The organism is Martinezella calliandrae, assembly GCF_030272695.1.
GTDB lineage: Bacteria > Pseudomonadota > Alphaproteobacteria > Rhizobiales > Rhizobiaceae > Rhizobium > Rhizobium calliandrae.
Genome location: NZ_JARFYN010000001.1, coordinates 196,244 through 208,691 on the forward strand (window position 1 = coordinate 196,244; position 12,448 = coordinate 208,691).

The following is a 12,448-nucleotide window of genomic DNA, read 5'->3' on the forward strand; positions in this document are numbered from 1 at the left end:
CTGCGGGGTGGATCAAGGCGCAATGGGAGCATCGAACACCTCTGCTGTCGCCTACGGCACCGAGCCGGGGTTGCGTTTCGCCTCCCAGCTCGACGGACATGGCGGCTGCAAGCAGCTCTGCATGGACGAGGTCAGTGCCTGGAAACCCGGAGAGGGCGTGACCTGGCTGCATCTCGAGCGCGATCACCCGGCCGCCGCCGAGTGGGTCAAGCACAAAAGCGGCTTCGACCCTTTCGTCATCGAAGCCCTCCTGGAGGAGGATTCCCGCCCCCGCGTCGAGCCGGTGGGCGATGGGCTGCTGATCATCCTGCGTGGCGTCTGCGCCACCTCGCCGGATGGTGCGGCCCAGAAACCTGCAGATATCGACCTGGTGCCCCTGCATCTCTGGGTCGATGGCAACCGCATCGTCTCCCTCCGCGACAGCGGCCACTACATCACGGCGCTGCGCGATATTCGTCTGTCGCTGGAGAAGAGCAAGGGGCCGCAGCGTACCGGCGACCTGCTCGCCCTGATCGGAGACAAACTGGTGCGCGATCTCGAACCGGTACTCGACGCAATGGATGAAGAGGTGGACGAACTCGACGAGCTGATCTTTCATGGCGACGCCAGTCAGGTGCGCGAACGGCTGAAGCTTTTGCGCCGACGCGCGGTGCAGCTTCGCCGTTATCTCGCGCCACAGCGCGATGCACTGAGCCGCATCGAACATGACGACGCGCCCTGGCTTGCCGAACGCGACAAGCTGCGCATGCGCGAAGTGATCGACAAGCTGATGCGCTATATCGAGTATCTCGACGCCATCCGCGACCGCACCAGCATTCTGCACGACGACCTGTCGACCGTCATCAGCGAACGCATCGCCCGCAATTCCAACCGCCTCGCCGCGCTTGCCGCCCTGCTTCTGCCGCCGAGTGTAGTGGCCGGCCTGTTCGGCATGAATGTCGGCGGTATTCCCGGGGTCAACGACACCTGGGCGTTCGTCATCATTGTGATCTTCGTCACGGTAAGCTCGGTCGCCACCCTCTGGGTGCTGAAGCGCATCAACTGGCTTTAACCCTGCGCCAGTCGGTATTGAACTCGGTCTAGAATTCGGCAAGGCCGATCGGCAGTGTTTTCAGCGAACTGTCGGTCGCAAAGCAGAGCCCGAAGATGAACTCGTTCCAGGTGGTGACGAAGACATAAACAAGCACCACCACCAGCCCCGGTATCGAGAGCGACAGGGTGATGCGAAAGGGGATGCCGAGGCGCGAGGCGCCATCGACGATCGCCGTTCCTCGAGCTCGATCGGTATCGCCTTGACATAGCTGGTCAGCATCCAGACGCTAAGCGCCAGTGCGCTGATCATGTAGACGAGGATCAGGCCCCAATAGGCGAAGATGGCAAGGATAAACGCCAGCACTGTCAAGCCGACGGAGGTGATGACGCTGTTCATGAAATAGCGTGGAATGTTGGATTTAAACATCACCGTGATGCAATTGGCGATCGTCGGCGCGTTTGGCAGCCAATGCGGTGGCACGAAGGGCTGCCGGAGGTGATCGTCAGGAACGGCTTCCTCGATGTCATCGACCGTCCTCGCGTGGGCGTCGATCTCATCCCGGAAAAGGTCAAGCGCTATCTCGCCGAGGTCGATCGCCACTTTTTGACTGATTTTTCGGCGGCGTTCTCAATGGAAGGCGCCGCTAAGCACAATCAGCCCCTGACCCTCTCGCCGCAGTGCCGGGAGAGGGTTGGAGCTTAGGCGCATTGTTGCGGCAAAACGGGAAATCGCATGACAAGCACCAATATAGCCAGCTATCTATCAGCTCCTCTTGAGCTTTGCCTTCCCTTCATCCACCAGCTTTTGCGCGGCTTCCGCAACCGTGATCTTGCCGAAAGCGAGCTGATCCGCGACCGGGCGCATGACGTTCTGGTCGAATTCGGTCGCCCCGAGCGGCGCTGGCACGGGATAAGCGCCGACCTGATCCTTCAATAAATCGACATATTTTACCGTCTGCTGCTCGGTCGGATTGAGCATAGGCAGGACGGCGGCGCGAACGGCCGGGGACATCGGCACGCCGCGCTCGACGCCGAGAATCTTGCCGGCATCAATATCGTTGACGAAGAAATCGATGAATTTCGCAGCAGCTTCGCCGTTTTTGGTGGTGGCGCCGACGCTCCAGATCAGAGCGGGGCGGTAATAATGGCCCGAAGGACCATCCTTCTTTTCGCGTGGCAGAAGCGTGATAGCGAGCTTGCTTTTGACCACGAGCTGATAACCGACCAGCTGGTTGGAGTAGGCCATGCCCATGGCCGACTTACCAAGCGCCAGGCTATTGCTCTCGATGACGTTCTGGTCGAGCGTCTGTACATCGGCGGAAACTGTGCCGCCTCGCTGGCGCAGATCCTCCCAATAGGCGTACCATTCCTTGGCGTCGTCGACGCCGAAACCGAGACTGCCCTGATCCGTATAGAGGCTCTTGCCCCGCTGGCGCAGCCAGGCATCGAAGACATAATTATAGCGTGCGCCGTAGGGGCCTCCCCAATAGCCGCGCTTGCCAGCCGCCTTGGTCATTTCAACCGCCAGATCCGCATATTCGGCCCAGGTCGTTTTTGGACCGGGCGGCGTCAGGCCGGCCTTCTTGAAAGCATCCTCATCATAGAACAGCGCAAAAGAATTCAAACCAAGGCCGACGCCATAGAGCTTGTCGTCGACCGTCGTCAGCTTCAGCATATCCTTGCCGAAGCTGTCCACCTTCAGCGTCGAGGGCACGAACTGGTCGAGAGCCAGGCAGGCGCCCCGTTTCGAATAGTCCGATATCGTGCTCGGCTCGAGCTGGAAGACGTCGGAAATGTCCTGGCTTGCCATAGCCGTCGCGAGCTTGGTCCAATAGCCGTCGCCGCTGATGCTTTCGCCGACAACAGAAATATCGGGGTTCTTGGTATGGAACAGTTCGGCGACAGCGACCGTACGCTTGTTGCGATCGGGCGAGCCCCACCACGTCGCCCGCAATTTCGTCGGTTCGGCGAAGGCAGGCAGCGAACCGCCGGCACCGAAAGCGAGGCCCGCGGCGGCTCCGGCAGTTCCAATCATGAATGAACGGCGATTCATGCGCATGAGATTCCTCCTTCTCTTGCGATACCCATTGTTTGCTATCCGCGACGACCTCCCGACGCCTTCCGCGGAAATATTCTGGATGAGAATATGCAATTTATTTGCTGAACGCAACAAACAATCTTTTTCTTGCAAATTTGCATAATTTGCATAACTATTGCTGACATGAGTGAAGTTCGATCAAAACGTGTCAGGCAAGCCGATATTGCCAGCAGGGCCGGCGTCTCCGTCTCGACGGTGTCGCGGGTGCTGACCAATGAGCCTGGAATTAGCGATGCGATCCGCCAGCACATCTTCAAGGTTGCGAGCGATTTGGGCTACCCTGTGAAACAGGCCGCAGAAACCATGCCGGCCGCGCTGGCGCTGATCGCCAGCGACAGCGTCACGGGCGGCCTGAGCGTCTTTTACGAAGGCATTGTCGAGGGTCTACGCGCCGAAGCGGCGGAGCGCGGCATGCCATTCGACATCCGCCTCGTTCGCGAAGCGAGGACAGCGCCGGATCATGTGAGGGAGTATCTCCAGACGGCGGGCGCCGAGGGTCTGTTTCTCGTCGGTATCGATCCGTCCGACGAGTTGCGCATCTGGCTGGAAGACAGCGGCACGCCGCTCGTGCTCGTCAACGGCAGCGATTCAAGGCTCCGCTTCGACGGAGTCTCCCCCTCGAATTTCTTTGGTGCCTATGCCGCGACCCGCCGTCTGATCGACGCCGGCCATCGCCGCATTCTGCATCTAACCGGATCGCATCGCCAGACGATCCTCGAGCGTATCCGTGGCTTTGAAGCGGCGATTGCTTCCGTCGAGGGCGGTGAAGGCCGGCTTGTGCCGCTGACATTCCGGGGCAGCGCCACCGCCGAAGCCCACGCCGCCACCATCGCCGCCCTTGCCGAGGATCGCAGTTTTACCGCGGCCTTCTGCATGAATGATTTCGTCGCTGTCGGCGTGCTCGAAGCGGTCACGGAAGCCGGTTTGCGCGTGCCGGATGACTTTGCCATCGTCGGCTTCGACGACCTACCCTGTGCGCTGATGACCAATCCACGCCTGGCCACCATGCGTGTCGACCGCGTCGCCATCGGGCGTGAAGCCATTGGCCTGATGACCACCCGTTTCCGCAAACGCGAGGCGCCCGCGCGCCAAGTTTGCCATGCCGTCATACCCGTCCCCGGCGGCACCCTTCCGCCCGAAACCTGATCCCGCATCTTTAGCGGCAACGACCGAAGAAGAGCCAGACCCATGATCTACGACCCCGCCAGCACCAACCCGCTTGCCGGCAATCCGCTGGAGAACCGCACCGATATGCGCCGCGCGTTGATCGACCTGTTCTATCCGCTGCTTCCTTATTTCTCAAAGGGCAATGCCCGCGTTCGCATCGACGCCGCCGGCGCGCATTTCGACCGCGCCGCCGCTGATCTTGAGGGTTTTGCCCGTCCGCTCTGGGGCCTCGCGCCGCTTGGCGCCGGCGGCGGCGACTTTGGTCATTGGAACCGCTATGCCGAAGGGATCGCCAATGGCGTCGATCCCAGCCATCCGGAATATTGGGGCACCGTCAACGGCCGCGATCAGCGCATGGTCGAACTCGCCGCCCTAGGCTTTGCGCTTACGCTCGTGCCCGACAAGATTTGGCAGCCGCTCGACAATAGAGCCCGCAACAATCTCGTCGCCTATCTCAAGCACGCCCGCACATTCGACTATGCCGACAACAATTGGAAATTCTTCCGTGTCCTCGTCGATATCGCCCTCGACCGGCTCGGCATCGAGTTCGACCGCAGCCTGACTGAAGACTACCTCAGGGAATTGGACGGACTTTATATCGCGGATGGCTGGTATCGCGACGGCAATGTCAGGCGCATCGATCATTACATTCCCTTCGCCATGCACTTCTACGGGCTGATCTATTCCAAGCTCGTCGACGACGACCGCGCCGACCGTTACCGCGAACGCGCAGTCCTTTTTGCCAAGGATTTCCGCCACTGGTTCGCGCCCGACGGCGCCACCGTACCTTTCGGCCGAAGCCTAACCTATCGCTTCGCCTGCGCCGGCTTCTGGTCGGCGCTCGCCTTTGCCGACGTCGAGGCGCTCCCCTGGGGTGAGATAAAGGGGCTTTGCCTGCGCCACCTGCGCTGGTGGGCCGACAAGCCGATCGCTAATCGCGACGGTACATTGCCGATCGGCTATGGATATCCCAACCTGCTGATGTCGGAAAACTACAATTCCGCCGGCTCCCCCTACTGGGCCTTCAAGGCCTTCCTACCGCTGGCGCTCTCCGAGACACATCCCTTCTGGACGGCCGAGGAAAACCCGCTGGTCGCCGAACCGGCGATCGTGCCGCTGAAGCACCCCGGCATGGTGATGATGCATGGCAAAGCGGATGTCGTGGCGCTGTCTTCCGGCCAGGAAAACCTGCAGATGCGCTTCGGGCCAGAAAAATACGCCAAATTTGCCTATTCCGCCCGCTATGGTTTCAGCGTCGAAAGCGACGAGCGCGCCTTTGCCGGCGGCGCCTTCGACGGCATGCTTGCTTTCAGCGACGATGGCCTACACTACCGCGTCCGTGAGGCAAATGAAGAGGCGAAGCTTGCCGGCGATACGCTCTATGCCAAGTGGTCGCCCTGGTCTGGTGTCACGGTCGAAACCTGGCTGATCCCCGCGGCACCCTGGCATATCCGGCTGCACAAGATCACTACACCACGGCCGCTGCACACCGCCGAAGGCGGCTTTGCCATTGCCCGGCGGGATTTCGAGACCGATACGCTTTCTTCGCAGAAAGGTGCTGCCTATGTCGTCGGCGAGGCGGATTTCAGCGGCATTGTCGATCTCGGCTCGACTGTGGCGCGCGACGGCCTGGCACAGAAGGCGCCGCCGAACACCAACCTGATCGTCGCCAAGACACTGGTACCGCAATTGCGCGGGGCGATCCCCACAGGCGAAACCATCCTCGTTTCCGCCGTCCTCGCCGAACACGACCCCGCTGTCGTCTCCGGCGCCTGGACAACGCCGCCGGCAAAACCCGATCTCGATGCCTTGCGCGCGCTGATTGCCGAAAAGGGCGTCGCCGTCAGCGCCATCGAAGCGCCGGGACTGCTAGCATGACAGAACCCGCTTCCAAGCTGCCCGCCATAGCCTTCGCCATGATGCCGTCGCGCACGCAGCATGTTCTGACATCGGAACTGATCCAGCGGCTCGATACGGTCGGTCGCGTGCTCGATGCCGCACCTATGGAGCGCTTTGACGACGAAAGGGCGCGAAAGCTGCTTGGCGAGACGGAAATCCTGATCACCGGTTGGGGCTCGCCGCCTATCGACGCCGCCGCGCTGGCGCGGGCACCGCATCTGAAATTGGTGGCACACGCAGCCGGAACCGTGAAGGGGCTGATCGAGGACAGCCTGTTCGACAGAAGGATATCGGTAAGCCATGCGGCTCAGGCCAATGCCCTGCCGGTCGCCGAATTTACGCTCGCCGCCATCATCTTTGCCGGCAAGAAGGTCTTCCGTTTTCGCGATATCTATGTCGCCGACCGTCATCGCGGCCGCACGCAGCCGATGCAGAGCCAATCGATCGGCAACTACTGCCGAACAGTGGGCATCATCGGCGCATCCCGTATCGGCCGGCGGGTGATCGAACTGCTCGCGCCATTCGACTACAAGATCCTGCTTTGCGATCCGATGGTCGACGACACGGACGCACGGCGCCTCGGCGTCGAAAAGACCGAGCTCGACGCCTTGATGGCCCGCGCCGACATCGTCTCGCTTCATGCCCCGTCACTGCCGGCGACGCGGCATCTGGTCGACGCTCAACGCCTGTCGCTGATGAAGCCGGGTGCGACCTTCATCAACACGGCGCGCGGCGCGCTGGTCGATGAAGCCGCCCTGCTCGCGACGCTTAAAACCGGCCGCATCGACGCCATCATAGACGTCACCGATCCCGAAATCCCGGAGCCAAGCTCTGCCTTCTACGAGCTGCCGAATGTCTTCCTGACGCCGCACATCGCCGGCGCCGTCGGCCTGGAACGCACCCGCCTCGGCGAGATGGCGGTCGAGGAGGTCGTCCGCTTCATCGAGGGCAAGTCCTTGCTCTACGAAATCCGTCGCGACGACCTGGCGCGCATGGCCTAAAGCCTCGGAATTATCACCAAACCGCCCCATTTCGGCACGGGCGGAAAACCCGATTTTAATCATTCCGGGCTAGTAATCTCGCTGCGCGTGCCCGCCAAAATTTCGGCTACGAATTTTTGGAAGGGACCATGCGCCAACAAGTTGTTGTTGCGTCCTTTGCGTCCACAAGACGCGCGGCGTGGCGATGAAGAGGTTCTAGTCATGCGTACCCGTATCCTATCCATCGCCGCCGTACTGCTGTTCGCCGTGCTGGCAGGCTGCGCCACAGCTCCGTCCCATACCCGCAATGTCTGCGCGATCTTCGATCAGCGCGACGGCTGGTTCAACAATTGGCAGCGCGCCGCCGAGCGTACCGAGCGGGAATATGGCGTGCCCGTGCCGATCCTGATGGCGACGATCTACGCAGAGTCCGGCTTCCAGCCGCATGCCCGGCCGCCGCGCAGAAAGCTGCTCGGCTTCATTCCGTGGACGCGGCCTTCCAGTGCCTACGGCTATTCTCAGGCGCTCGACGGCGCCTGGGATCACTATCAGCGCGACACGGGCCGCTGGGGCGCACGCCGCTCGGACTTCGCCGACGCGATCGAATTCATCGGCTGGTATCACGCCCAGAGCCATGCTCGGAACGGAATCCCGCTGAACGATCCCTACAATCTTTATCTGGCTTATTATGTTGGTTGGAAGGGCTATCAGCAGGGAGCCTGGCGCGGCAATGCCGACCTGGAGCGCACTGCCCAGAAGGTCGCCAGCATGTCCGCGCTCTATGCCTCGCAGTTGCGCACTTGTAACTGAACTGATGTTGCCGGTCGAGGCGAGCCGCTAAGGCCGCGCCTCGAGCAAATTGAGCCCCTCATCCTGGCCCCAGATATCGGCGAGCGACACCTGCTGGCCGGTTCGGCTGCTTTCCAGTGCCGCGATACCGCAGAGAACCGAGAGCGCGCCGGCGCGGGAGCCCGCGCGCTGCCGCAGCTCGTCATTCGGCCCGGACCGCAGCAGCATGTTGCGCAGCCGATCGTCGCCGCCGTAGTGGCCGCCCGAGGAATAGGGCACCCAGATGCGCTCGACATCGCTGAAATTCTTCATGACGACGATCTCGTCGGCCGGCGGTGTCGTCCAATGCTGCTTCTCATATTGCCGCAGCTCGATACGGCCCTTGTGACCATTGAAAGCGATGTGGTGACCCTCGATCGGCATGTAGGTGTTCAGCGAATAGGAGACGTTGACGCCGTTGCGATAGCGAATCGCGGCAACCATCGTGTCGGGAATATCGATGTCCTCGCGGAAGACGCAGGCGTCGCGGACATAGCCATCAATCGTGGACGGGTCTTCATAAAGGCTCTCAAAGAGCGGCGTGGCGCTGATATCGAGATAATAATCGCACTCGTCCTTGTACCGACAGGTGCGACAGCGCTCGCCGCGAAAAGGACCCTTGCGGCCATAATGCTTGAGATCGGCAAAGGCGGACACCGTTTCCGGATCAGAATCGAGGTACCAGTTCAGAAGGTCGAAATGGTGTGTCGCCTTGTGAACGAAGAGACTGCCGGAATTTTCGACAAAGGCATGCCAGCGTCGAAAATAATCGGCGCCGTGACTGGTATCGAGATACCAATGAAAATCGACCGACGTGACATCCCCGATAGCGCCGGAGTTGATGAGTTCTTTGATCTTCGCTGCCGTCGGCGCGAAACGATAGTTGAAGGATACATCGAGCCGCTTGCCCGTCCGCGCCTCGGCATTGAGGATGCGTTTGATCTTGTCGACAGTCGTCGTCATCGGCTTTTCACTGATGACATTGGCGCCGGCTTCCAGCGCCTTGACGATCAGGTCATCATGGGTGGAATCGCGGGTACAGACGATGACGAGATCGGGCGTTTCGATCCGCAGCAACTCGTCGAAATCGGTATAGACGGGCACCGAGGTGCCGATATATTCCAGCGCGCGCTTGGCTCGCATCGCGTTCAGATCGCAGACGGCGACCAGCTCAACTTCGTTGCTCCATCTCTCGACCAGATCCTTGCCCCACATGGTGGCGCCGCGATTGCCCGTGCCGACCAGGGCATAGCGTTTCTTCGATGACGGCATGTTTTTCCTCCAGAATCTGCAATTACGATGGTCAGGTCAGCCTGCTCGGCCGCACCTCGTTGCCTGGTCCCTCACCCTAACCCTCGGGGCAACGGGGGTTTATCGTGCATGATGTTGCCTTGATCCTAGTGGTTGGATCGATTGGCTTGCTCCGCAGTCCCCCGGCCGCCTGAGCGGGGGAGAGGACTAGGGTGAGGGCCATGCACGACAGTACGTCAAAGACAAACGCGCCTGGCTCAACCAGGGTCCTACTTCGGCGACGCCTCCATCGCGCTCCAGTCCGGCTCGACGGACGAACCGAGGCCGATCGCGCCGATGACCGAACCAATGGCGATCCTTCCACGCTCGATCTTCATCCGAGTCCGCCCGTCGCCAACGGCATACAAATCAGAATGAACCCGCGCGAAAGCCGCCTGCTCAGCCTCGAGGGCGCCGGCCATGCCATCGACGTAGTGATGGCCGTTGCGCTCAATATGCGTCATGCCGATCAGCGAGGCGAGCGCCAGATCCTGTTGTACCGCGAGGCCGCCCTGTGTCGTCAGGTCCTCCGCCGACATGAAATAGGCGGTGCCGTCATCGGCGCTCCACTTGGCAACGCGCGCACGGTTCAGCAGCGAGCGATAGAAGCCCTTGCAGGATTTGGAAGAGATCCCGGTATAACCGAGCCGCCTAGCTGTGACGAAAGCATTGATATCGGCATCGGATTCATCGATCTCGACCGGCTTGAAGGCGGCGAGTGCCGCGACCGGCTTCTCGAAGGCATGGGCTCGGGCAATTGGCTGCTCGACAAACAGGATCGAAGCCGCAAACCGGGCGAGCCGCGGCTCAGCCTTGATGCGCGCCAGTAAATCGGCGACGGCTTCGGCGGAGCCAAATTGCTCATTGCCGTCAAGGGTTACGGAATAGGCCGGCATCTTGGCGTCGATAACAGCGGCGATGCGGCAGAGACGGTCGATATCGGCATCGGGAACACCAGACACCTTCACTTTGAAGAAGGTCAGGCCATAGGCGTCGATCGCCTCTTCGAAGCTCTCCGGCAGGCCGTCATTCAGACGATCGGCCACTTGGATGTCGCCTGCGCGGATGGCATCGACCAGACCGACCGTGTGGCGCGCGGCAAGGCTTTCGGCCGGTGCCAATTTCGACAGGAAACCCCGCAGGTCGAAACCTGCCAAATCGGGGGCCGTCGATGCATCGATGCCGGGGCGATTGGCCCTGATCGCCTGCGCGACAGGCAACCCTTCCAGCCGGCAAAGAGCATCGAGAATCGCCCGATTGGCGAGCGCCAAGCCGAAGGACGCGACAAGGCCGTTCAGTGTCTCGGCCGCGGCCCGCGCATGATGGGCTGCTTCGACGGCCGAATGCAGCGAGAAAGCCGTGCCCAATCCCGCACCTTTCAGGGCGTCGAGCGCTAGCGCCAGCGAACGGCGAAGCTGGTTCTCATTGTCGGCGTTGGAGAGTTCCGGCGATTTATCGAACCATTTCGGCACCATCAGCTCCGCCGCCATGCCGCTCGCCGAACTGCCGCGGTTGTCTTCGATGCGGACACGCAGAAAAATCTGCCGCGCGTGCCGCAGCGTCGCCGCTCCAAAGCGGAAAGGAAGCCGCAATGTCACCGGCCGTTCGAAAGTCTCGGCCTCGACAAGTCTGATTTTCAACGGTTCGATCATCGGTTCAGACAGCTCCTGTGATTGTCAGGCTGAGTCCCACCGTGCCGCTTCTGCGTGCCTGGCCCCTCGCCCCGGCCCTCTCCCCGCAAGCGGGGCGAGGGAATTCTATTGCGCCAAGCGCCGCTTTGCGCGAATGGTAAGCACGCCTTTGCCCGGTCGTCCCCTCTCCTCACAAAAGCGGTGAGATGGCTGGGGCGCGGGGCCAGGCGGATAGAGGCAGCACCCGCGGGATATCGCGGCCATCCCAATATTTGGGGAGCCATCATCCCTCAAATCTCCAGCGGCTCAACATCAAGCCAGCGGCGCTCGGCCCAGCTCTTCAGACCGAGAGAAGCGAGCTGGACGCCCTTGGCGCCTTCCGTCAGCGTGTGGCGCCAGGGCGCGTCTTCGAGCACGTGGCGCAGGAACATTTCCCACTGGATCTTGAAGCCGTTTTCGTAGATCTGATTGTCCGGCACTTCGTCCCAGGTATTGTAGAAGTCGATCGTCTGCGGCTGGTCGGGATTCCAGACCGGCTTTGGCGTGTTGACACGATGTTGAGTCCAGCACCGCGTCAGTCCCGCCACCGCCGAGCCATGCGTGCCGTCCACCTGGAAGGTCACGAGGTCATCGCGGCGCACACGCACGGCCCAGGAGGAATTGATGTGGGCGATGACGCCACCTTCCAGTTCGAATGTGGCGTAAGCCGCATCGTCGGCATCCGCTACATAACGGTGGCCGGCCTCATCGACGCGTTCGGGAATATGGGTGGCGCCCAGGCAACTGATGGCCTTCACCGGTCCGAAGAGATTGTCGAGCACATAGCGCCAGTGGCAGAGCATATCGAGGATGATGCCGCCGCCGTCTTTCTTGCGATAGTTCCACGACGGGCGCTGCGCCGACTGCCAGTCGCCTTCGAATACCCAATAGCCGAATTCGCCGCGCACGGAGAGGATCTTGCCGAAGAAATTGCTATCGCGGAGCATAGCGATCTTGCGGAGGCCCGGCAGAAACAGCTTGTCTTGTACGACGCCGTTCTTCAGGCCGGAGGCCTTGGCCTTGCGGGCGAGCGCTATCGCCGTATCGAAGTCGACGGAGATCGGCTTTTCACAATAGACATGCTTGCCGGCGTCCAGCGCCCTCGAAATCAGCTCGGCGCGCATCTGGGTGGTCGCCGCGTCGAAGAAGATCGCATCGTTTTGATCCGCGAGCGCGCCCTCGAGATCGGTTGTCCAGCGTTCGATGCCGTATTTGCGGGCAAGCACCTCCAGCCGCGCCGCATTGCGGCCGACAAGCACCGGATCGGGCATGACTCGTTCGCCGTTCGACAGCAGTACGCCGCCTTCAGCGCGAAGCGCCACGATCGAGCGGATGAGATGCTGGTTCAGCCCCATGCGTCCCGTGACACCATGCATGATGATACCAACGCGCTTCATGATCCCTCCTGTATATTTGACCCGTCTCCCCCCAGAGTCAGGAAAAGCAAAGGCTTGGTTGACCTGCCAAGGTAACTATATAGTTAC

10 protein-coding genes are annotated in these 12,448 nt (G+C 61.3%); 5 read left to right on the top strand and 5 right to left on the bottom strand.

Annotated elements, in window-relative coordinates:
- Nucleotides 1-22 precede the first annotated feature (22 nt).
- Nucleotides 23-1,051 carry a CorA family divalent cation transporter gene (locus PY650_RS00945; RefSeq protein WP_285877204.1) on the top strand — a complete coding sequence of 343 codons (1,029 nt, stop codon included), beginning with the start codon at nt 23-25 and terminating at the stop codon, nt 1,049-1,051.
- A gap of 60 nt (nt 1,052-1,111) precedes the next feature.
- Here PY650_RS00945 and PY650_RS00950 read toward each other — a convergent pair whose 3' ends face one another.
- Together PY650_RS00950 and PY650_RS00955 are read right to left on the bottom strand one after the other, a co-directional pair.
- Nucleotides 1,112-1,633, bottom strand: coding sequence for an ABC transporter permease family protein (locus PY650_RS00950; RefSeq protein WP_285877205.1), 522 nt, complete (start codon nt 1,631-1,633; stop codon nt 1,112-1,114).
- A gap of 162 nt (nt 1,634-1,795) precedes the next feature.
- A complete protein-coding gene (locus PY650_RS00955; protein WP_285877206.1) occupies nt 1,796-3,091 on the bottom strand; it encodes an ABC transporter substrate-binding protein in 1,296 nt (431 codons plus the stop codon).
- Nucleotides 3,092-3,253: 162 nt separating this feature from the next.
- Here PY650_RS00955 and PY650_RS00960 point away from each other — a divergent pair, with 162 nt between their 5' ends.
- The 4 genes from PY650_RS00960 (at nt 3,254) to PY650_RS00975 (ending at nt 7,986) form a co-directional block, all read left to right on the top strand.
- Nucleotides 3,254-4,276, top strand: coding sequence for a LacI family DNA-binding transcriptional regulator (locus PY650_RS00960; protein ID WP_285877207.1), 1,023 nt, complete (start codon nt 3,254-3,256; stop codon nt 4,274-4,276).
- A 42-nt stretch (nt 4,277-4,318) separates the two neighbouring features.
- Nucleotides 4,319-6,175 (top strand): DUF2264 domain-containing protein, encoded by a 1,857-nt coding sequence (locus tag PY650_RS00965; RefSeq protein WP_285877208.1) that lies wholly within the window; start codon nt 4,319-4,321, stop codon nt 6,173-6,175.
- A complete protein-coding gene (locus PY650_RS00970) occupies nt 6,172-7,197 on the top strand; it encodes a hydroxyacid dehydrogenase (protein ID WP_285877209.1) in 1,026 nt (341 codons plus the stop codon). Before PY650_RS00965 ends, PY650_RS00970 begins: the two co-directional genes overlap by 4 nt.
- 201 nt (nt 7,198-7,398) lie before the next feature.
- Complete coding sequence (locus PY650_RS00975) at nt 7,399-7,986, top strand: transglycosylase SLT domain-containing protein (RefSeq protein WP_285877210.1); 588 nt, start codon at nt 7,399-7,401, stop codon at nt 7,984-7,986.
- 27 nt (nt 7,987-8,013) lie between these two features.
- Here PY650_RS00975 and PY650_RS00980 read toward each other — a convergent pair whose 3' ends face one another.
- The 3 genes from PY650_RS00980 to PY650_RS00990 form a co-directional block, all read right to left on the bottom strand.
- Nucleotides 8,014-9,276: a Gfo/Idh/MocA family protein gene (locus tag PY650_RS00980; RefSeq protein WP_285877211.1), complete on the bottom strand. Its 1,263-nt coding sequence runs from the start codon at nt 9,274-9,276 to the stop codon at nt 8,014-8,016.
- Between the two features lie 248 nt (nt 9,277-9,524).
- Nucleotides 9,525-10,946, bottom strand: coding sequence for a mandelate racemase (locus PY650_RS00985; protein ID WP_285877212.1), 1,422 nt, complete (start codon nt 10,944-10,946; stop codon nt 9,525-9,527).
- 269 nt (nt 10,947-11,215) lie between these two features.
- Nucleotides 11,216-12,361: a Gfo/Idh/MocA family protein gene (locus tag PY650_RS00990; protein WP_285877213.1), complete on the bottom strand. Its 1,146-nt coding sequence runs from the start codon at nt 12,359-12,361 to the stop codon at nt 11,216-11,218.
- Nucleotides 12,362-12,448 lie beyond the last annotated feature (87 nt).

Bases quoted from the DNA above. Each gene is read 5' to 3' on its own strand.
- PY650_RS00945 (WP_285877204.1), top strand. From the start codon at position 23: ATGGGAGCATCGAACACCTCTGCTGTCGCCTACGGCACCGAGCCGGGG.
- PY650_RS00955 (WP_285877206.1), bottom strand. From the start codon at position 3,091: ATGCGCATGAATCGCCGTTCATTCATGATTGGAACTGCCGGAGCCGCC.
- PY650_RS00960 (WP_285877207.1), top strand. From the start codon at position 3,254: ATGAGTGAAGTTCGATCAAAACGTGTCAGGCAAGCCGATATTGCCAGC.
- PY650_RS00965 (WP_285877208.1), top strand. From the start codon at position 4,319: ATGATCTACGACCCCGCCAGCACCAACCCGCTTGCCGGCAATCCGCTG.
- PY650_RS00970 (WP_285877209.1), top strand. From the start codon at position 6,172: ATGACAGAACCCGCTTCCAAGCTGCCCGCCATAGCCTTCGCCATGATG.
- PY650_RS00975 (WP_285877210.1), top strand. From the start codon at position 7,399: ATGCGTACCCGTATCCTATCCATCGCCGCCGTACTGCTGTTCGCCGTG.
- PY650_RS00980 (WP_285877211.1), bottom strand. From the start codon at position 9,276: ATGCCGTCATCGAAGAAACGCTATGCCCTGGTCGGCACGGGCAATCGC.
- PY650_RS00985 (WP_285877212.1), bottom strand. From the start codon at position 10,946: ATGATCGAACCGTTGAAAATCAGACTTGTCGAGGCCGAGACTTTCGAA.
- PY650_RS00990 (WP_285877213.1), bottom strand. From the start codon at position 12,361: ATGAAGCGCGTTGGTATCATCATGCATGGTGTCACGGGACGCATGGGG.